This is a genomic window from Cupriavidus sp. PET2-C1 (assembly GCF_054515855.1).
Genome location: NZ_CM137260.1, coordinates 2810330 through 2831726 on the forward strand (window position 1 = coordinate 2810330; position 21397 = coordinate 2831726).

Sequence of the window (21397 nt, forward strand, 5' to 3'; positions counted from 1 at the left end):
GAATCGGCAATTCCCGAATCAGACGGAGCCTATCGGTGCCATCCTCGATGGATACCGCGCTGGCTGATTGGATCGGTGCGAAAGAGGTTGCGGTGCTCATGGAATTCGCCGCTTAAGCGATGCCTTATTGTAAGATCCATCTTCTAAAGCCTGGACGCATGGCGGGCATGGACGAGTACACATCAATCACACCGTAGCGCGGGCGCGTCACCAGGGATGGGGTACCTAAACATGGCCTCCCGATAGCACGTCACGCGCAGGAGCATCGTACGTGCAGATCATCAAGCCTCGGCGTGAGCAATACTGGCACCTGGCAATCGTGCTGGCAGCCATGCTGATTCCCGCACTCGTCATGGTGCCGCTGGTATTCATGCAGGGAAGGCAACGCGCCGACGGCGAAGCGTTGGTCACGGCGGTGGCGATCCAGAAGCAGATGGACAACATCCTCACCGTGGTCACCGCCAATGTCGACAAATCCATGGCGATGCTCGGCAAGCCATGCGAGGAGGTGATCGGCGAACTCACGCGGACCAGCACCCTGAATCCGTATTTCCGCTCGCTCATCCTGGTCCATCAAGAGAAGCTCTACTGCTCGCCGGTCCTGGGCAAGGTCAACGACATCCCGCTCGCCCTGGCATTCGACGCGATGACCAGCTTGCCACCGGGGCTGCGGATCACTCCGAGCGCGGGCACCTCCCTGGTCCCGGACCGGCCCGCGGTCATCGTTTCGCAAGGCATTGGCAACGGCTCGGGCGTGCTGGCCGTGATCGACGGCCAGTACTTGCTGGACATTCAGGCCGCCGCCTCGTACAGCGGCCAGTTCCAGGTCCAGATCCTGCTTAGCGACTCGCTGCGCCAGCTGCCGACCGGTGCGCCGTTGGCGACGTCAACCGGGCCGCGCTACCGGAACAGCATGAAACTGGCCAAATCCGCCGCCTTTCCCATCGAGGTGCGCGTCGCGGTCGCACCGGCGCTGATCACCGCTTACCGCCATGATCTGTGGCGTCACTACGCGCCTTTCCTGGTACTGGTGGCGCTGCTCTCGGGATACCTGGCGCATCTGTTCTGCAGGCGGCGCTTGTCCCTGGTCAACGAGATCTACCGAGGCATGCGCCAGCGCGAGTTCCACATGGTCTACCAGCCGGTCATCCGGTTGGCCACGGGGGAGTGCAGCGGGCTCGAGGCCCTGGTCCGCTGGCACCGGCCCGGCCGGGGCAATATCCGGCCGGACATCTTCATCCCGCTGGCGGAAGACAATGGCCTCATCGGCGACCTGACCCGGCATATCTTCGATCTGGTGGCGGCCGACTTGCCACGCTTGGGACTGGGGCCGCGTGACCACATCGGTGTCAACGTCAGCGCTTCCCACCTGGCGACGCCTGGATTTGTCGACGATGTGCAGCGGCTCCTGGGCAAGATCGGCCCCCACGGGCCACTGCTGGTCCTGGAGGTGACCGAGCGCGAAGCGCTGCCGAACGACGAGCAGGTGCAACGCAATATCGCGCACCTGCGCGCGCAGGGCGTGCTCTGGGCGCTCGACGACTTCGGCACGGGGCAGAGTTCGCTGTCCTACCTTGAACAGCTCCACGCCGATTTCCTAAAGATCGATCGCTCGTTTGTCATGGGCATCGGCACGGACTCCGTCAACGCCGTGGTGCTCGACACCATCATCAGCCTGGGCCAGCGGCTGCATCTGGAGCTGACTGCCGAGGGGATAGAGAACGAGTTGCAGGCCGCTTACCTGCGGCAGCACGGCGTGCATTGGGCGCAAGGCTATCTGTTCGCTGCGCCGTTGGGGGCGGGTGAGTTGGCGGCGTGGCGCCACAACCGTCCCCGTGTCACCGAGGCCGCCCCGGAAACCAGGCCGACCCCATTGCCCGCTTGAGCCTGTGGATGCAACTGGCGGGCGACACCACGCCGCCTGCTGGGCTGGAACGCGGCGCCCGCTGGCGCAACGCATAGCGGCCTTGGCGCTACTTGCACCAAATTCCCTAAAACCTGCCCCCTCTCCAGTAGGGGGGATATCTTCCGATTTCTTGCCGTTAGCCATTCTGCAGCGTGGTTCCGTATGCTTTCGGAATTGTGCTGTTTAGAGCATAACAAGACGGCGCGACGCGAAGACGATCGCCCAGATCATCACAAATAGGAAAGGCGGGAACGGGGTTGCAGCGCAACGGTTCGCATTGGCGATTCAAGCCATGACTCACGGACCATTCCGCAGCGCCAACGTCCCTATGGGACAAGGGGATCAAATCGTGCATTTCAACAGCCTGACCATCAAGGGCAAGCTCCTGCTGAGCTTTAGCCTGCTAGCCATCATCGCGCTATCCATTTCCGCTTTGTCGCTACGCGCGCTGAGCCAGACCACGGACGGCTTTTCCCGCTACCTGCATGGCATCAACGCCCGCGCCGAAGTCGCCGCGCAGGTGCGCACCGCTGTCGACCGGCGCGCCATCGCGGCGCGCAACCTGGTGCTTGTCACCCGCCCCGAGGACCTGGCCCTGGAGAAGGCAGCCGCATTGCGCGCGCATGAAGATGTGCAAGCGCAGCTGGCAAAGCTCAAGGACATGGTGTCGGGCAACAGCGACGCCAGTGACACCGCACGCAACCTGGTGCGCGAGATCGACCGCGTGGAGTCGCGCTATGGTCCCGTGGCCATCGCCATCGTCGACCTCGCGCTTGCTGCCAAGCGCGACGAGGCCACCCTCAAGATGAACGACGAATGCCGCCCCCTGCTGGGGACGCTGGTCAAGGCGACCGACGCCTATACCGAGTTCACCAAAGGCCGCCAGGTCGATACGGTGCGCAAGCTGGAGGAGGACTACGCCGCGCAGCGCGACCTGCTGATCGTCATGTCCATGGCTGCCGTGGTGCTTGCCGCGGTGGGCGGCCTGCTGATCACGCGCTCCATCACCCGGCCCATGCAAACGGCCGTGGACGTGGCGCAAACGGTAGCGCGCGGCGATCTGGGCAGCCAGATTGCCGTGGTGGCGCGGGACGAGACCGGCCGCCTGCTGTCGGCCCTGCGCGACATGAACGAGCGCCTGACGCAGGTCGTTTCCCGCGTGCGCCAGAGCAGCGCAAGCATCGCCGGGGCGTCGGCGGAGATCGCCGCGGGCAATGCGGACCTGAGCCAGCGCACCGAAGAGCAAGCGGCCTCGCTCGAGGAAACCGCCGCCAGCATGGAGGAGCTGACCACCACGGTACGCCTGAGCAGCGAGAACGCCCGGCAAGCCAACGAACTGGCCCGGGAGGCCGCCGATATCGCGCAGAGCGGCAGCACGGCGGTTGGCCGCGTGGTCGATACGATGCAGGGCATCAGCGCCAGCTCCACCAAGATTGCCGACATCACCGGCATGATCGAAGGCATCGCCTTCCAGACCAATATCCTGGCGCTCAACGCCGCGGTGGAAGCTGCCCGCGCCGGTGAGCAAGGCCGCGGCTTTGCCGTGGTGGCCAGCGAAGTGCGCAGCCTCGCGCAGCGCTCGTCAAGCGCCGCCAAGGAGATCAAGGAACTGATCGCGGGCTCGCTCCAGCAGATCCAGGACGGCTCCACGCTGGCGGGCGAAGCCGGGCAGACCATGAACTCGGTGACCAAGGCGGTCGCACGCGTGAGCAGCATCGTGGAAGACATTGCTAGCGCGTCGATGGAACAAAGCCGCGGCATCGAGCAGGTGAACCAGGCGATCTCGCAGATGGACCAGGTGACCCAGCAGAACGCGGCCATGGTGGAACAAGCCGCGAGCGCATCCCGCGCGCTGCAGGAACAGGGCCAGGAGCTCAACGAGGTGGTGGCGTTCTTCCGCCTGCCCGGGGCCGGCGGCGCCGGGCTGCCGCATGCACCGGCGAGCGACCGGGAAGCACGCCTGCGGCGCCGTGCCGCAGTGGCCTGATCGCGCGCGTGCGATCCCGAACTTGGCTGGCGTGGGCCAGCGCCCCGGCGTCATCCCGGATGCCGCTGGCACATTGAAAAACGTGATTCTTATGCTGGCTCACAGTCATTGAATTTCATCGTAATGCCGGCTCCTCATAGGCGGAGGCCAAGGCCGCACATTCCACCTCGCCGCACGCCGGGATAGATTGCGCTATTCAGCTTCCTGACAAATCGAAGCGCCGGAATTCGAAGCGCCGGCATTGAGATGTCTTCGGTTTCGTTCTTTGCCAGCTACATCGGGGATTACCCAATTTCAACTTCGCCCTCATGATGGCTTACTGTGCCGGTGGGTGCCGGGCTTCTCAGGTGCCCCATTGGCCCCATCGGCGCCATCGGTCCGCCTTGCCGCATCGCACAGTATGTGAACGTGCCGGCAGGCCGACATCCGGTCGCAGGGAGCCAGGAATTGGAGACGTAGGCTGTGGCAGTTGAGCGACCCGTAATTTATTTAGTCGATGACGATGACATTGTGCTCTGGACATACCATGAGTTGCTTCGTGGCCTTGGCACGGATATCAGGACATTTGTTTCCGCCCGCGCCTTTATCGAATCGTACCGGCCGGCGCCGGTTGAATGCCTGGTCTGCGATCTGCGCATGCCGGGAATGTGCGGCCTGCAGATGCAGAGCGAGTTGGCCGGCATGGGCGTGCTTCCGCCTACCATCTTTGTTTCCGCTTACTCTGAGGTCCCTGCGGTGGTCAAGGCGATCAAGGCGGGCGCACTCGATTTTCTGGAGAAGCCCGTCGATGGCGCCATGCTCGTGCAAAAGGTGCGAGGCGCGCTGGAACGCAGCCGCCAGATGTTCGCGCAGAGGATGGCCTCGGCCGACAAAAGCACGCGGCTTGCACTCCTGACCCCGAAGGAGCGCGTCGTTGCCTGGCATGTCACGACCGGCAAGACCAGCAAAGCGATTGCCATGGAACTGGGAATCAGCGTTCGTACCGTGGAAAATCACCGGGCGCACTTGATGGAGAAACTGCAGGTCAAATCCGCGATTGAATTGACAACGCTGCTTCTCGATTGACCCATCCTGATCGACCCATCCTGCCAGGCCGCCAATGAAATAGAAGTCGCGAAAGCCAGAAATCAAGGGCCCGTCAGCGGCCGGCGCGGGGCAGTCACGCTGCCCCGGCTTTTATGCATCGCGACTCGTCGCAGGAAATCATGATCAAGCGTTACTTCAGGAGTCTGCGAGGGACAGGCGGGAGAGAGGTCCGCCAGAATCTCATCATGACGGCGGTCGCCGTCGCCTTGCTGCTGGTCTTGAGCCACGAGGTGCTCCGGGGCCTCGAAAAGCAATTTCATCAGAGCGCCGAAAGCCGCCTGAAAGCCGTGCTGGAGGCGATATCCGACCTGAACCGGACGATGGGAGAGGATTCGGCGGGGCGAGTCGGGACCATTGCCGAGAACCCTGTCCTGATAAAGCTGGCGAAACGTATCCTGGCCGATCCCGGCCGGGCCGATTTGCTGACTGAATTCGATCAGTGGATCCTCCCGATCTACCGGAGCCGGGGCTTCGACGGCTATGCCCTGATCCGGCCGGACTACACCATTCTCGCGGCGAGCAGCCCGCGCTACATCAACGCCTCGGACCTGACCGAGCCGACCATACGTACGTTGCGGGGAGCGCGGGAGCTCGGATTTGCCATCTCGCGGCCCACCGTGTCGATGCAGCCGCTCATGGTGCAAGGCGTCGAGCAGCCGGCCGGGATGTTCTATCAGCTTGCGTGCGCACGCATCAATGCCGACGGACGGATCGCGGGCTTCCTGTGCCTGCGTATCGATCCCTACGTGAGGCTGTTCAAGATTCTCAAGGCGGGCCGGATAGGCGAAACGGGCGAGGCCTACGTGATCGATTCCTCCGCACGCATTCTCTCCCCGACCCGCGCCACGGAGCGCGATGCGGCGCCCGATCGTACGCGGCGGGACGTCTCTGAGCCGCTGTGGGCGAGAGTGCCCGGCAAGCGGCCTGCCGCCGATCCGCTGGTGCGGGGCCACAGTGGCGGGGTCCCGACGAAACTTGCGTTGCAACTGCTGATGGATAGAGGCGAGGAGGCGGTGGACGCCGAGGGCTACGATGGCCATGACGGACACAAGGTCATCGGGGCTAGCCGATGGCTGGCTGACCAGGACATGGGGCTGGTCGTCGAGCTGCAGGTCGACGAAGCCCATCAGTCTTACTTCCTGGTCCGCTCGGCGATCGTGGGCCTTACCGCGATCGCAATCGGTCTGATCCTTGCGCTGGCGGCATTCCAGTGGCGCGCGCGCCGCGGTGTGTCCGAGAACGAGGAACGCATGCGCGCATTCCGCGAGCATGTGCCGACCGGGCTGGCCTACATGAGCCCCGAGGGCGTGGGCATCATGGCCAATCGCGCTTATGAGGAAGGCCTCGGGGTGGCGCCAGGCGTTGCCGTGGGATGCCGAGTCTGGGACATCATCCCGAATCGCCGCATCGCACAGATCAGCCGCGCTATGCACGAGCTGGTACTGGCCAGCGGACTAACCCAAAACCAGGTGCATACGACCAGCCCGCGAGACGGCGAAGAGCGCATCTTCCGCGTGGTCAAGTTCCCGGTGCGCGGGCCGGACGATGCAGGCATCATCGGCGTCGGTACGGTGGTTGCCGATATCACCGAGCAGGAGCGCACCCGGCAGGCCCTGGAAGTGCTGACCAACACGCTGGAAGCACGCGTCGAAGAGCGAACGCAGCAGCTGACGGCAGCCCGCGAGGCAGCGGAATCGGCCGCACGCGTCAAGGCGAAGTTCCTGGCCAATATGAGCCACGAGATCAGGACGCCGCTCAATGCCATCATCGGCATGTCGCATCTGGCGCTGGACCCGCTCAACCGCGAACGCGCGGACAAGCTGGAGCGCTATCTGGTGCGCATCGGCACATCCGCCGGGCATTTGCTGGGGATCGTCAACGATATCCTGGATTTCTCGAAGATCGAGGCGGAAAAGCTCACCATCGACGCGCGCGAGTTCTACCTGTCTGAACTGCTGGATCGTGTCACTGGCCTGTTCTGGGAAACGGCGGAAGCGAAAGGCATCATGATGTCCGTTTCCACGTCTCCCGCGATTCCGCTCCGGCTTGTCGGCGATCCGCTGCGGGTCGGGCAGATCCTGATCAATTTCCTGAGCAATGCGCTGAAGTTCACGGATCGCGGCGAAGTCTCCCTCCGAGTCAGGGAGACGCTCAACCGCGGCAGCCATATCGGCTTGTGTTTCGAGGTCGAAGACACGGGCGTGGGCGTTGCTCCGGATGCGTTGCCCGAGCTTTTCACGCCGTTCCAGCAACTGGATAGCGCGATGAACCGCCGCTTCGAAGGCACGGGGCTTGGGCTTGTGATCAGCAAGAAGCTGGCGGAACTCATGGGCGGGCGCGTCTTCGCGCGGAGCCAGGCTGGCGTGGGAAGCCTCTTCTCGTTCGAGGTGTCGCTGGAGATGGCGGGAGCGGACCGGGCGTCCGCTCCGGGCGCCGCGCTTTCGCATACGGCCATGGCGCCGTCGGATTGCCGCTCGCTCGCCGGGCCGGCGTGGCAGGCGTTGCACGGGCGCAGGGTGCTGCTGGTCGAAGACAATCCGATCAATCAGGAGGTCGCGCGCGATCTTCTCGAACTGGCAGGCATGGACGTGCACGTTGCCGGCGACGGTCAGCGGGCGCTGGTGGCGCTCAAGGAACACGCATTCGATATCGTGCTGATGGACATCCATATGCCGGGCATGGACGGTATAGAGACCACCGGCGCGATTCGCCACGGACTGGGTCTTCATGCCCTGCCGGTGCTGGCGCTGACGGCGGACGCGATGTCGGCGGACCGCATCCGCTGCATCCAGGGCGGGATGAACGATCACATTTCAAAGCCGATCGACGCGCAGGCGATGTTCCGCACCATTGCGGCATGGCTGCCGCCCGACGCCGTGCCATCGGGCGCGGCCTGCGGCCCGGCAGGCGCGGGGACGGCGATGGCGGCGCAGGCGAGGCCACAGGCGTCGGCGGTGACGCAGGCCCTGAAGGGCGTACCGGGACTGGATGCCGCTGCGGGGATCAAGCTCTTGTTCGGCCGCGAGGATATTTACATCAATCTGGCCAGGCGCGTATGCGCCGAACGCGCGGACGTGGTAACGCGGATCCATGAGGCCATCGGGGCCGGCGACTTTGGCCAGGCCAGCCTGCATGTCCATGGCATGAAGGCCGTGCTCGGCATGCTTGGGGCAGCCGAGCTCGCGCAGGCATGTTCGGTGCTGGACCGTGGCTTGCAGGAGGACCGGGCGGATGCCGTGGCACTCTCCACGCTGGCCCGGGACTTCCCGGCACTGATCGCCCACCTGCGCTCGGCGTGCGCCGTGGGCGCGGTATAAAAAGAGTCCAGAGCCATCCCGGCGCGTGAATCTGGCGCTTCATCCGCAGGAGGGGACACAGGGGAGTGCTGTTTCCCTGCAAGAATCGGCCATGCTGGTAAGCCTCACGCGCCAGGCACGCTCTGGACCGGAAAAAGGGGGGCGGCCATGACATCGTGCCCCGGAACCGCCAACGTTTCAGCGGCTCTCCACACCGACCGGGGCAGCACACAGATCGAGTCCGGTGGACAGCAACCTGAGCGACCACAGTTCAGCCTGCGTGAATGCGCCGTCGATCGTCACCCATGGGTAGCGGACACCGGAGATCGTGTTCTCGAAGGCGATCAATGTCGCGTCGCTGTCGACCGCGCACACGAAGCGCCGGATGCCGTACCTCGGATGCCGTACCTCATAGCGCGCGCGATGTTGGAGCCGGAACTCGTTCTTGCCTTCCCGGGTCACGATCCATATCGCGTGCTCCGGTGGCTCGGGCGCCAGCGCATTGAGCACGCCGCTTAACCAGTCGTCATACGCCAGCGAGGTTTCGCCGCTGCCCACCGCCGTCATCCATTGGTCGATGCGCAGGGTATGGCGAACAGTTTGTTGATGCGTTTCCATGCCTCATGATGGCTTGGCGATGGCTGCCGCGAAAGAGTGGAATTACTCAGGTTGCGCACCCGGTATTCGCATCCGTTGCCCGGGGGGGAAATGGGGGAGGAGAGTATATTTACTCTTTCTGGTCCAGCCGGAACCCATGACAATGCGGCCGTTGCTTCGGTTCAGCGAAAGACGGGCCTCGATGCCCGCATGGACTCGCTGTTGGCCGGGCAACAGGCCGGTGTGGCACATGGCGTGTGGCGGTGCCGGCAATGCGGACACGTCTTCTGACGTAGTCGGCGTGCATTGAAGCGATTGCGGGGGTGTCAGTGTCAATGCCATGCGACCGATGTCCGTTTCTCTTGGGAAAGCCCACCTCGGTGGGCTTTTTTTTGGGGTTCATCCGGCTTTCGTGTGGGTCGATTTATCGCTGGGCTAAATCCTGCGCTGCCGTAGCTCCCCTCTCCCGCATGGCGGGAGAGCAACCGTGTCGAGTGGGGGCGGCGGAGAGGGCGGGTGTTGGATGTGGCGTTGGCTCTCGGATGCCTACTTGTTCACCATCCGTGCGGCAAATTCAACTACTTAACGTCAAAAGCTCAACGGCTTAACGGCTTAACGGCTTAACGTCAAAGGCAGTTTCACCTCCCCTGCGGGGAGGCGACCTACTTTCTTGTCTCGCCAAGAAAGTAGGCAAAGAAGGCGACCCGGATGCGGCGAAAGACGCCGCATAACGGGAGATTCAAACCTTGACGGCTCGCTTCGCATCGCGCGTGGGTGATTTCCGCCTTGGGGGCGGAAATCACGGCTACACCAAGTGGCACGCTTACTCTACCGCTGGTTTGCTCCCCTCTCCCACTTGTGGGAGAGGGGTTGGGGGAGAGGGCGGGCCTGCGCAAGAGCGAGGCGCATCACCTTGAGCGAGCGCCCGCCCTCTCCCCCGGCCAACCTCCCATTTCATCGGAGAGGGGAGCAAACCAGCGTTCCGCTTCCCGCCACTTGCACCCGCGTGCACTACCCACACAAATGTCTGAAGAACCTTTTTTTGCCACGCCGCCCGGAGCGGGGTTAACGGCAGCGGATGCCAATACTTGATCCCCTCCGCAAGAGGGGGCTGAATTGCGGCGCGAGATGGCCGTTATGGCAAGACAGGGGCCGGGATGCGCCTGGGGTTGTTGCGTCCCGTGCAATCTGTGGCCAAGCCCGGGCGAAAAGCCAACCGGTGCGAGTAATCCGCTATGTCAACGCAATATGACGGCATGTCTTTCGAAGCGCGCCGGAAACGCCGTCTTGTTGCCTGCCCGGCAAGTATCCCGACCTGAATCTCCCCATGCGCTCTGATAATGCCGACGCCCAGCCCACGATTCTTGTGGTGGATGATCTTCCAGAAAACATCGCGATGATGGCCGCGTTGCTTCAGGATCGCTATCGGGTGAAGGTGGCGACCTCGGGCAGCGCGGCGGTGCGCATCGCCACGGCGGCGCCGCCAAGCCTGATCTTGCTTGATGTGATGATGCCGGACATGGATGGCTACGAAGCGTGCCGGCAGCTCAAGGCGGACCCGGCCACCATGGACGTGCCGGTGATCTTCCTGACGTCCCGTACCGGTGAGCACGACGAGACGCGCGGGTTCCAGGTGGGCGCGGTGGACTACATCATGAAGCCGCTCAGCCCGCTGGTGATGCACGCGCGCATCGCTACCCATCTCACCCTCAAGAACGCCAGGGATTTCCTCCGGGACAAATCGGCTTACCTGGAGCAGGAGGTGCAGCGGCGGCTGCGGGAGATCTCCGTGATCCAGGACGTCACCATCATGGCCATGGCATCCCTGGCGGAGACGCGCGACAACGAAACCGGCAACCACCTGCGGCGCACCCAGCACTACGTGCGCCGCCTGGCGCAGGCGCTGCGCCACCATCCTCGCTTTTGCGAGGAGCTCAACGACGAGACCATCGAGCTGCTGTTCAAATCGGCGCCGCTGCACGACATCGGCAAGGTCGGCATCCCGGATCGCATCCTGCTCAAGCCCGGCAAGCTGACCCCCGAAGAGTTCGAGGTCATGAAGACCCATACCACGCTGGGGCGCGATGCCATTGCGCATGCCGAGGCACAGTGCGGCACCCCCAACTCCTTCCTGCGCTACGCCCGCGAGATCGCGCACTATCACCAGGAGAAATGGAACGGCAGCGGCTACCCCGACGGCTTATCGGGCGATGCGATTCCTGTCTCCGCGCGCCTGATGGCGATCGCCGATGTCTACGATGCGCTTATCAGCCGGCGCGTCTACAAGCCCGCGTTTCCCCACGAGCAGGCGGTAAGGATGATCGGCGAAGGGCGCGGCAGTCATTTCGATCCGGACATGGTGGACGCGTTCCTGGCCATCGCGCCGGAGTTCCTGGCCATTTCGCAGCGCTACGCGGACACCGACGCCGACCATGCGCGCGAGGCGGCATTGCTGGCCGCCAATGGCTATCCGGCCACGACCGCCACGACCGCCACGATCGCTACGACGCCCTAAGCATGATCGCCGCATCTGCCTCTGCATTCCTGGCTGCCTGGCGCAGGCGGGCGGCGACGCGCGCCGGTATCCGGCGCTACACCTATCCCGTGCTGCTGGCGGTGACCGTTTGCCTGCTGGCTGGCGGCGCTACCCAGCTGGTGTACGAGAACGACCGGGCCAGCCTGGGCGCGCGGGTGGAGTCGATGCTGGCGACGAACGCGCGGCTGCTGGGACTCTGGAGCGGCGAGCAACAGCGGCGGGCCGAGCGGGTCGCGCGCCTGCCAGAGGCGCTCAGGCTCGCGCGCCCGCTGCTCTTGGCGCCGGGCCAGCCGTTGCCGGATGGCGAGGCTGTGGCCAGGTTCGAGCAATGGGTGACACCGGTCTTCCAGAGCAATGGCTACCTCGGCTATGTCCTGGCTACGCCGGACCTCAAGATCGTGGCGTCGGAGCTGCCGGGCCGCACCGGCCGCCTGCTCTTACCGGAGCCCGCCCAGACGGCCCGGCGGGCGCTGGAAGAGGGCAGCGCGGCCTCGCCGCCTTATCCTGCCCCGGAGCGAACCCGGGACCCCTGGGGCACGCTGACGGACCTGCCGTTCCAGGTGGTGTGCGCCCGGCTGCTGGATGCGGGGCGCGCCATTGGCGTGCTATGCCTGCGGCTGGATCCCGGTGCCGTGATGCTGCCGATCATTGCGGCCGGCCAGTTCGGCCGCACCGGTGAGCTCTACGCCATCGACGCCCGGGGCCGGCTGGTGTCGCCCAGCCGTTTCGGCCCGGAGCTGGAGGCCAAGGGCCGGCTGGCGCCGGGCACCGCGTCCATGCTCAATGTATGGGCACGCGTCCCTGGCCAAAGTGGCAAGGACGGGGGCAGCGCCCAGCCGGGCGGCCCGCTGACGCTGGTTGCCGAGCGCTTGCTGCGCGACCATTCCTCTGTGCTTGCCTACGACTACGCCGACTACCGTGGCCACCGTGCCGCGGGCGCAGGCATCTGGGTTCCCGGCCTGGAGATGGGTTTGATCGTGGAGCAGGACATGGGCGAAGCGTTCGCCCCGTACCTGTTTACCCGCGACGTCCTGGCGGCACTGACGGCCATCATCCTGCTGCTGATCGGCACCGCCACGTGGATCGCGCGGCGCGACGGCAGGCGCCTGGCTGAAAGCCAGGAAAGGATGCGCGCGATGCTCGAGCACTCGCCCGCCGTCATGTCGCTCAAGGACCGCGATCACGCCATGCTGGCCCTTAACCCGGCGATGCAGGCGCTGCTCGGCGCGAGCGAGAGCGAAGTCCTGGGCAGGTCCGACTGGGATTTCGGCGCCAACCCCGATGTCGCGCAGGCACGCCGGGAAATGGAGGCGCGCGTGATGTCCTCGGGCAAGGCCGAGGAGCACGTCTACGCGATGGAGACGCCCCATGGCGAGCGCCATCTCCAGGTGACGCGCTTCCCGGTGCGCAACCCGGCTACCCATGAGGTGGTGGGGGTTGGCGCGGTGGGCATCGATATCACGGAGCAGGTCGAGGCCAACCACCGGCTGACCTCGCTGTCCCAGACGCTGGAGCGCCGCGTCGAGGAACGTACGCGCGAGCTTGCCGAGACCAATGCCGAGCTGGTCGTGGCCAAGCAGGCCGCGGAGAGCGCCGCGCATGCCAAGGCCAGCTTCCTGGCCAATATGAGCCATGAGATCCGTACCCCGATGAATGCGGTGATCGGCATGGCGCATCTGGCGCTGCGCACGCGGCTCGACGACAAGCAGCGCGGCTACCTGGAAAAGATCCAGCATTCGGGCCAGCATCTGCTTGAGATCATCGATGACATCCTCGACCTGTCGAAGATCGAGGCCGGCAAGCTGGAGATCGAACGGATCGATTTTTCGCTGGAGCGGATGCTGCGCACGGTGAGCGACCTGGTGGCCGATCGGGCCGTGGCCAAGCACCTCGAGCTGATCGTCGAAGTCGCACCGGACGTGCCGGACTCGCTGCGCGGCGATCCGCTGCGCTTGCGCCAGATCCTGATCAACTTCGCCAACAACGCGGTGAAGTTCACCCACCAGGGTGAAATCGTCATACGCGTCGAGCGCTGCGGCGCCGGGCAATGCCAGCCCCGCATCCGCTTGCGTTTCGAGGTGCGCGACACCGGTATCGGCATCGATCCCGCGATCCGCTCGCGCCTGTTCCAGAGTTTCGAGCAGGCCGACACCTCGACCACCCGGCGTTACGGCGGCAGCGGCCTGGGCCTGGCCATCTGCCGCCGTTTGGTGGAGCTGATGGGCGGCACCCTCGGGGTCGAAAGCACCCCGGGCCAGGGCAGCAGCTTCTGGTTCGAGCTGGACCTGCTGGCGGGCAAGAAGCGGCCTGCCAGCGCCATGGTCGCGCCACAGCTGGCGGGCTGCCGCCTGCTGGTGGCGGACGATCACGACTACGCCCGCCAGGTCATCATTGCCATGCTGCGCAACTTTGGCTTCCGCGTGGACGAGGCCGCCTCAGGCCGGGCCGCCTTGGCAAGGATCGCCCAGGCCGACGAAGCCGCCGATCCCTACCAGGCCGTGTTCATCGACTGGAAGATGCCCGGCCTTGACGGCATCGAGACCGCTCGCCATATCGACGCCATGCGCCTGCGCCATCCGCGTCCGCGCCGCGTCATGATTACCGCCCACGGCCGCGAGGAAGTCTTGCGCGAGGGCGAGCGATCGGGCTTTGACGCCACGTTGATCAAGCCGGTGAGCGCGTCCCTGCTGCTGGAGGCGACGGTGCGCACGCTGTCCCCGGACAATGACGCGCCACCGGAGGTGGCGGAGCCGCATTCGGCGGCGCTCGACGCCACGCCGGCGCTGCCGAGCGCGCGCGTGCTGCTGGTAGAAGACAACGACATCAACCGCGAGGTCGCGGTCCACTTGCTGCAGGCCGCGGGCATCTACCCCGATACGGCCGAGAACGGCGCTGTGGCGCTGCACCTGCTCCAGGCCGGCGCTTACGACCTGGTCCTGATGGATGTGCAGATGCCCGTGATGGACGGGTTTGAAGCCACCCGGCACATCCGCGAGCAAGAGAAGTTCGCAAGCCTGCCGGTGGTGGCGATGACGGCTAACGCGTTGCCGGAAGACAGGGCGCGCTGCCTGGCGGCCGGCATGAACGACCATATCGCCAAGCCGATCAGCCCGCCGGCCTTCTATGCCATGCTGCGCCAGTGGCTGGCGGTGCCGGGCGGCGATGACGCGGCCCCGCCAGCCGGGTCCCGGCCGGCCTGGGTGGACGCGCTGGCAAGCTCCGCGCATCTTGACGTCGGCGGCGGCCTGGGCCGTGTCAGCGGCCGCGCGGAAGTCTACCGGCAGTTGCTTGAGCGCTTTGCCAGCGGCTACGCCGACATGCCGGACCGGATCGGCGAGCGCCTGGCCCGCGGCGACCGCGACGGCGCGTTGTCGCTCGCGCACTCGCTCAAGGGCCTGGCCGCCAATCTCGGCGCCATGTCGGTCTCGCGCGCGGCGGCCACGCTGGAGGCGAGCCTGCAACTTCCTCACGCGCCCGTGCGCCCCGATCCCGCCACGCTGCTGGCCGCCTTGCGCACCACCTTCCTGCCATTGCTGGCGACCTTGCGCACGCACCTGCCAACCGGGCCCGCAGCGTTGGATGCCGGCGCGCCGGACGCGTGCGGCCCGCCTGCGGATCCCGATGCCACGCAGGAGGCCGTGCTCAAGCTCCTGCGCGAACAGCTGGAAGAGGGCGACAGCGCGGCCAATCACACCTTTGCCCGTCACCGGGACGTCTTTACCCGCCTGCTGTCCACCGAAGGCTGCGAGCGCCTGCAGGCACAGGTCGAGCGCTACGACTACGCGGCGGCGCTGGCCACGCTGGACGGCGGCGTCGCGCCCTAGGAACGGCCTCGGCAGCTCCGGATAGCGGGAATCGCTTCGGGTACTTCGGGTACTTGTAGCAGTGCACGCCGTGAGGTGTTTCGATCGCAAGAAACGGAGTTCTTGCGATCGAATTGAGGACTATAGTGTCCTCGCTACTTGGCAGCCGCAACGATATCTGCGTTTGCTGGCGTCAGCATCACGATTGACAGCCCGCCAACAACGAGGCTCTGTGTCTGACGACGTAAAGACGTCAGCGGACCTCGCGCGCCGACGCCCATAGCTTGCTCGCACCCACGCCGGCATACCAGGCCTCAAACTGCGATCGCCACTGCTCGAACGGCTCGCCCAGCGGATGCCTTGGGTCGCCGCTCAACGCGTACGCCATGCCTTCGATCAGCCACCCGGGTCGCGTCGCCACGGCGATATTGCCCAGCACCTCTGCCTGCCGATGGTGAATCAGCTCATGCGCGACATAAAACGCCTGCCACCCCCGCGGGGCTACCACTGTGCCGAAGTTCCCGATCGCTTCCGCTGCACGCCGCCCCAGCCCAAAGGTATCGGCGCATGCCCGCGTCGAACAGAACACCATACGCGGCGATTGCCGGAAGGGGCCAACTGCGCTGGCCGTCTTCGCATACCCCTCCCGATACAGCGCCTGCGCGTCGGCGAGCCTGGCCAGGTCGTCGATGCAGATGTCCGGGAGCGGGCAGGCGACGCCGGGCATCAGCGTGGGAGCGACCACGCGCAATGGCTTGATGAAGGCAAGCGCGGCCGCCGGCAGCGCAACGCACGTCAGGGTGATGCCGAGCAACAGGTATTTGAGCTTCATGGGTTGATGCCGAAGAATCAAGCGTGGTTACGACTCTCGCTGACAGGTTGAATGTCTGCGCTTGGCCCGATCGCAGCCGTCAGCGTCTGGTCGTACTATACCGCCATCCATCGCCCCCTATTTGAAGCCGATAGAGAACGAGAACGCCCTGCAGTTCGGCAGGCATCGAGGGTCGAAACGACTGAATAGGTGGTAGGTCGCGTGGTAGGTCGCGTCAGGCCAGCATTTCCTCTGGCAGCCCAAGCCCCAGCAACATCAGGTGCGATTGATCGACACGCCTCCGTCAACCAGCAGCGCTGCGCCGGTCATGAATGACGAGGCGCCGGACGCCAGGTAGAGGACCGACTGCGCAAGTTCCTCCGGCGTAGCGATGCGTTTGAGCGCGTGTAGTCCTGCCACATGCGCCATGGCTTCGGGCGACGCACTCATTGTGCGTCCCATGGGCGTGTCCACTCCACCAGGAAGGATGGCATTGACGCGAATGGCCTTCGGTCCAAACTCTGCGGCGAGTGATTGCGTCAACCCGATCAATCCTGCCTTGCTGGCGGCATAGGCTGCGACGCCGGGGAAGCCGACGGTGTACCCAACAAACGTCGAAGTGAAGATAAGGCTTCCGGCGCCGCGAAGCTCCATCGCGGGGATCTGATACTTCGCGCCAAAGAACGCGCTGGTGAGGTTGGTGTCAATGGTCTCGCCCCAGCCCGTCGCCGAGATGCCCGGCGTGGGCCCCATTTCGCCGAGTGTCCCCGCGTTGTTGAACGCGATGTCCAATCCGCCGAAACGGTCAACGGCCGTCTGCACGAAAGTCCGTGCATATGCCTCCTCTCTGACGTCGCCTGCGACGTATGCAGCCGTTCCGCCATTTTCAGTGATTTCCCTCACAAGGTCTTCCAACTCAGCCTTGCGACGAGCGGCAACGACCACCGCCGCGCCCTCACGAGCGAAAAGTAGCGCGGTCGCGCGTCCAATCCCGGAACTGGCGCCGGTGACGATGGCGACTTTGTTCGCAAGCGTATTCATGCTTCTTTCCTATGTTCAAATCGATCAGCCGCCAGTCTGCCTGCCTCTTGAGGCGCAAGAACTCCGTTTCTTGGCATTGAATTCGGGCGAGATTGAAAGACACCACACACCACACACCACAGCCGCGGATCACCGATTTCAACAACGGCAACCTCGCTCAGGGCCGTGTTGGCCTCAGTGCGAGTGCCGGTGATGCGTATCCGGATAGTGCGGGTGCTTGTGCACCAGCGGCTCGTGCCGGTGCAGGTGCCGGTGCGGCTCCTGCCCGTCCCAGTCGAAGGCGTGCTCGTGCTGGTGGTGCGCATCGTGGCGATGCGCGTGGGTGTGCTCGGTCGCCTCGTGGCTGTGCTCGTGCTCATGATGCTCGCGCAGGTGCAGCCATACGCCCAGCGCCATCAGCAGCGCCGCCACGTAGAACACCGGCTGCGGAGCCTGCGGCCACATGCCGAACGCGATCGCCACGCCGAACAGCGGCGCTACGGAGAAATACGCGCCGGTGCGGGCGGTCCCCAGCAGCCGCAGCGCGATGACGAACAGCGCCAGGCTCACGCCGTAGCCGAGGAACCCGATGATCATGGCCGCGCCCAGCGCGGGCAGCGCCGGCAGGTGGTCACCGCCGGCCAGTGCCAGCCCGGTGTTGCACAGTCCGGCAACCAGCCCCTTGATGCAGGCGATCAGCATGGCGTCGTTGCTTGACACCTTGCGCGTCAGGTTGTTGTCGATGGCCCAGCACAGGCACGCGCCGACGATCAGCAAGGCGCCGGCGGACAACCGCAGGCTGCCCGGCTGCCAGGACAACAGCAGGCCGCCCGCCACGATGGCAAGCATGCCAAGGACGATGTGGCGGCTGGCGTTTTCCCTGAAGACCAGCCAGGCGATCAGCGCGGTGAATACCCCTTCCACGTTCAGCAGCAGGGAGGCCGATGCCGCGCTGGTGCTGGCCAGGCCGGTCATCAGCAGGGCCGGCCCCGCCACGCCGCCGGCCAGGATGGCGCCCAGCAGCCATGGCGTCTCGTGGCGCGGCACGGTGAGCGGGCTTGCTGCGGCGCCGGTCATGCTGCGCCGCAGCGCCAGCAGGATGCCAAGCCCCAGCCCGCTGCCCAGGTAAAGCAGGCCGGCCAGCAGCAACGGCGGGATCGACCCGGCCAGGGCCTTTGCAAGAGGCGTACTTGCCCCAAACAGCAGGGCGGCGGCCAGGGCGGGGGCGGCGGTTCGGATGGCCATGGGCAAGGCGGAAAGGCGTGGCAATGCCGTATTGTCGCGCTACGGCGTGCTGGCGGGGGATGCTATATATTTCAGCCTTGGACGCCATGCCGGGCATGGCGGCTTCCACTCTGGAACGCTATGAAATCACCCTCGCAATACGTGGGCGGCTGGCTGATCTGCGCGGCTGCGCTGCTGATGCTGCCAGCCTGCGCCATCCTGCAACCGGTGCAAGAAGGCCAGAAACTGATCGGCTCCCCGGAAAGCGCGGTGCGCGCGACCTTCGGCGAGCCCAGCGGTGTCTACCGGCTGGCCGATGGCTCCGTGCGCTGGATCTACTCCAAGCAACCGCTGGGCTATGAGGCCTACGCGGCCGATTTCGATGCGGGCGGAAAACTCACGAACTTCCGGCAGATGCTGGTCAATTCCGAGATCTACCAGGCCAAGGTCGATAGCTGGACCAAGCGCGACGTGGAAGAGCATTTCGGCAAGCCGCTCGATCCGGTGCAGTACTACCCGCTGATGCAGCGCGATGTCTGGTCCTATCGCTTCCGCCAGGACGGCAACCTGTCCTCGCTGTTCAATTGCTACTTCGACAAGCAGGGCATCCTGAGGCAGGTGCAGATCACGCAGGATCCGCTGGGTGGGGATTCCAGCAGGGCGCACTGATGTGCGCTGGCATGGCCTGCAATCCATGCTTCGCCACAAGCTGAAACGTTCTCCCCCAGCGCGCGCCCACAATGGCGGCGAGCCCCTCCGGAGAGAACCCCATGCCAGCCCTGCCCAGCGCGGATGCACGCGCCAACCACGCCCAAGGCGCCAGCGGCCGCGCGCTGGACATGGCCCTGCTGTTGGCTTTGTCCACGCTCTGGGGCGCGTCTTACACCTTCATACGGCTTGGCGTGGCCACGATTCCCCCGGTCACGCTGATTGCCGCCAGGACGTTGATCGCCGGTGCGCTGCTGGTGGCGTGGATGGCGGCAAGAGGCATGCAGATCCCGCGCGGCGCGGCAGTCTGGCGCCGCTTTGCGGTGCAGGCCATGCTCAACAGCGTGGTGCCGTTCACGCTCATCGCGTGGGCGGAGCAATCGGTGCCGGCGGGGCTGGCGACGATCCTGAACTCCACGTCGCCGGTGATCGCCGTACTGGGCACTTGGCTGGTCACGCGCCATGAGCGCATCACGGCACGCAAGCTGTTCGGCGTGGCGGCGGGGCTTGCGGGCATCTGCCTGATCGTCGGCACCAGCGCGCTGGGCGGCCTTGGGCAGCAACTGCTCGCGCAACTGGCGATCGTTGCCGCTACCGTGTGCTACGCCGGCGCGGCCATCTACGGGCGCGCGTTCAAGGACCTGCCCGCCGCCGCGCCCGCCGCGGGCTCGATGCTCGTCGGGGCGGCGCTGCTGGTGCCGGCAAGCCTGGCCATCGACCGGCCCTGGACGCTGCATCCGTCGCTGTCATCGCTTGCCGCGCTGCTGGCGCTATCCGTGTTTTCGACCGCGCTGGCCTTTGTCATCTACTTCCGCCTGGTACGCACGCTGGGGCCGGTGGGCACCACGGCGCAAGCCTATCTGCGGGTGCCGATCGGCGTGGCCATCGGCATCGTGTTTCTTGGGGAATCGCTGGCTGCGGGGGCGTGGGCCGGCCTGGCGTGTGTCGTCGCGGGGGTAGCCGCCATGACGATGCCTGCGCGGCACCGGCCAGTCCCGCAACGGGAATAGGCCGGCTACTGGCTCAGAACCCGGCCTTGTGCATCGGGCCATCCCAGCCGTCGAGGTACTTGGGCAGGGCGTCGTCGACTTCCAGCACGCGATGGCGATAGAACAGGTGCATGGCCGGCTGCAGCGCATCCGGCAGCGCACCGCCGCAGGCCCGCGCGAAGAGGGTGTTCGGGATCACCGACATGCCCAGCCGGTTGATGCCAAAGAGCGTCTCGCCGCACTGCGGGCAAAACTGGCGCTGGAGCTGCCGGGTCGCATGGTGATAGGTGGCCAGGTGCTGCGCGCCGCGCGCGACCACCACGCTGGCCGGCTCCCAGGCCGTGGCGGCGAACACCGGCGTGGCATAGAAATCCCGGCAGGCCTGGCAATGGCAATTGGCTTTCGCCACCGGCTCTCCGGCAATGCGCAGCTGCACCTGGCCGCAAAGGCATTCCAACGTAGCGGGAATCTGCATAGGCGTTATCTCCTGTTGTTTGTGTTTCCTGTATGGCGGGGTGCATTCTACTTGGCCGCGATGCAGGCTGCAGGGCGCGCCCTCCGGGCGCCTATCCCGCCATGGCTGCATCCAGCATGGCGCCGAACAATCCGATCAGCAGCGCGATGGCCCTTTGTATCGGATCATCGGCGGCCGTCATCCACCCTCCGCCGGCATTACAATGCGGCTTCAAAGCCGCCGCGTTGCCCGCAAAGCTGGCCAGCCTGTTTTTTTGCCTACGCCTAATCCCCTACCTCGTTATGTCCTCGCTTTCCCCCTCAGATAATCGCATCTGGTTCGATGGTGCCGCCGGTAGCATCGAAGCCTTGGCGGATGCGCCGCAAGGCCCGATCCGTGCGATCGCCGTCGTGGCGCACCCGCATCCGCTGCTGGGCGGCAGCGCGGAACACAAGATCCCGGTGGCGCTGGCCAGGATCTTCCAGGCGCGCGGCTTCCTTGCCGTGCGGCCAAATTTCCGGGGCGTGGGCGGCACGCAAGGCAGCCACGATGCGGGAGAGGGCGAGACGGACGATGTGCTTGCCGTGGTCCGGCAGATCCAGGCAGCGCACCCGGGCCTGCCGCTGGCGCTGGCGGGATTCTCGTTCGGCGCTTATGTGCAGACGCGCGTGGCGCAGCGTTTGCTGGGCGGCGGCGAGCCTGTCGCGCACCTGATCCTGGCCGGCATGCCGGCCGGGCCGGCGGCCGGCGGGCGTACCTACGACACGCCAGCGGTGCCGGCCGATGCCTTTGTCATCCATGGCGAGAACGACGCCAATGTGCCGCTGCAAGCGGTGTTCGACTGGGCGCGCCCGCAGGAGCTGCCGGTCGTGGTGGTGCCCGGCGCCAACCATTTCTTCACCGGCAAGCTGCCGGTGTTCCAGCGCGCTGTGGCGGAGTACCTTGATGCCCGGCAGCGCATCGCCGGGGCCGCCAGCTAG

General features: G+C 65.5%; 14 protein-coding genes. 9 read left to right on the forward strand and 5 right to left on the reverse strand.

The window, feature by feature from the left end:
* The first annotated feature begins 271 nt into the window (after positions 1–271).
* From ACX12D_RS32510 to ACX12D_RS32525, 4 genes are all read left to right on the forward strand, one after another.
* Entirely contained in the window at positions 272–1885 is a 1614-nt protein-coding gene (locus ACX12D_RS32510) for an EAL domain-containing protein (protein ID WP_459375080.1), read from the forward strand.
* A 349-nt stretch (positions 1886–2234) separates the two neighbouring features.
* Positions 2235–3893: a methyl-accepting chemotaxis protein gene (locus ACX12D_RS32515; RefSeq protein ID WP_459376589.1), complete on the forward strand. Its 1659-nt coding sequence runs from the start codon at positions 2235–2237 to the stop codon at positions 3891–3893.
* Between the two features lie 462 nt (positions 3894–4355).
* A complete protein-coding gene (locus ACX12D_RS32520; RefSeq protein WP_459375081.1) occupies positions 4356–4958 on the forward strand; it encodes a response regulator transcription factor in 603 nt (200 codons plus the stop codon).
* Positions 4959–5164: 206 nt separating this feature from the next.
* Positions 5165–8296, forward strand: coding sequence for a response regulator (locus ACX12D_RS32525; RefSeq protein WP_459375082.1), 3132 nt, complete (start codon positions 5165–5167; stop codon positions 8294–8296).
* Positions 8297–8473: 177 nt separating this feature from the next.
* Here the strand turns inward: ACX12D_RS32525 and ACX12D_RS32530 are convergent, their stop codons facing one another.
* Positions 8474–8893: a hypothetical protein gene (locus ACX12D_RS32530; protein WP_459375083.1), complete on the reverse strand. Its 420-nt coding sequence runs from the start codon at positions 8891–8893 to the stop codon at positions 8474–8476.
* A 1306-nt stretch (positions 8894–10199) separates the two neighbouring features.
* On the opposite strand from ACX12D_RS32530, the gene ACX12D_RS32535 reads away from it, so the two are divergent.
* On the forward strand, positions 10200–11387 hold the full coding sequence (locus tag ACX12D_RS32535) for a response regulator (protein ID WP_459375084.1): 1188 nt from the start codon (positions 10200–10202) through the stop codon (positions 11385–11387).
* A 2-nt stretch (positions 11388–11389) separates the two neighbouring features.
* The gene (locus ACX12D_RS32540; RefSeq protein ID WP_459375085.1) at positions 11390–15232 is read left to right on the forward strand and encodes a response regulator; all 3843 of its coding nucleotides are present in this window, start codon (positions 11390–11392) and stop codon (positions 15230–15232) included.
* Between the two features lie 232 nt (positions 15233–15464).
* On the opposite strand, the gene ACX12D_RS32545 is transcribed toward ACX12D_RS32540, so the two are convergent.
* From ACX12D_RS32545 to ACX12D_RS32555, 3 genes are all read right to left on the reverse strand, one after another.
* Positions 15465–16043, reverse strand: coding sequence for a hypothetical protein (locus ACX12D_RS32545; RefSeq protein WP_459375086.1), 579 nt, complete (start codon positions 16041–16043; stop codon positions 15465–15467).
* Between the two features lie 255 nt (positions 16044–16298).
* The gene (locus ACX12D_RS32550) at positions 16299–17063 is read right to left on the reverse strand and encodes an SDR family oxidoreductase (protein ID WP_459375087.1); all 765 of its coding nucleotides are present in this window, start codon (positions 17061–17063) and stop codon (positions 16299–16301) included.
* A 174-nt stretch (positions 17064–17237) separates the two neighbouring features.
* The gene (locus ACX12D_RS32555) at positions 17238–18287 is read right to left on the reverse strand and encodes a DMT family transporter (protein WP_459375088.1); all 1050 of its coding nucleotides are present in this window, start codon (positions 18285–18287) and stop codon (positions 17238–17240) included.
* Between the two features lie 120 nt (positions 18288–18407).
* Here ACX12D_RS32555 and ACX12D_RS32560 point away from each other — a divergent pair, with 120 nt between their 5' ends.
* Complete coding sequence (locus ACX12D_RS32560; protein ID WP_459375089.1) at positions 18408–18935, forward strand: hypothetical protein; 528 nt, start codon at positions 18408–18410, stop codon at positions 18933–18935.
* A gap of 101 nt (positions 18936–19036) precedes the next feature.
* Positions 19037–19984, forward strand: a complete 948-nt coding sequence (locus tag ACX12D_RS32565; protein WP_459375090.1) for a DMT family transporter — start codon at positions 19037–19039, stop codon at positions 19982–19984.
* 13 nt (positions 19985–19997) lie between these two features.
* Here ACX12D_RS32565 and ACX12D_RS32570 read toward each other — a convergent pair whose 3' ends face one another.
* Entirely contained in the window at positions 19998–20438 is a 441-nt protein-coding gene (locus ACX12D_RS32570) for a GFA family protein (RefSeq protein WP_459375091.1), read from the reverse strand.
* Between the two features lie 281 nt (positions 20439–20719).
* Between ACX12D_RS32570 and ACX12D_RS32575 the strand changes: the two genes are divergently transcribed.
* On the forward strand, positions 20720–21397 hold the full coding sequence (locus ACX12D_RS32575; RefSeq protein ID WP_459375092.1) for an alpha/beta hydrolase: 678 nt from the start codon (positions 20720–20722) through the stop codon (positions 21395–21397).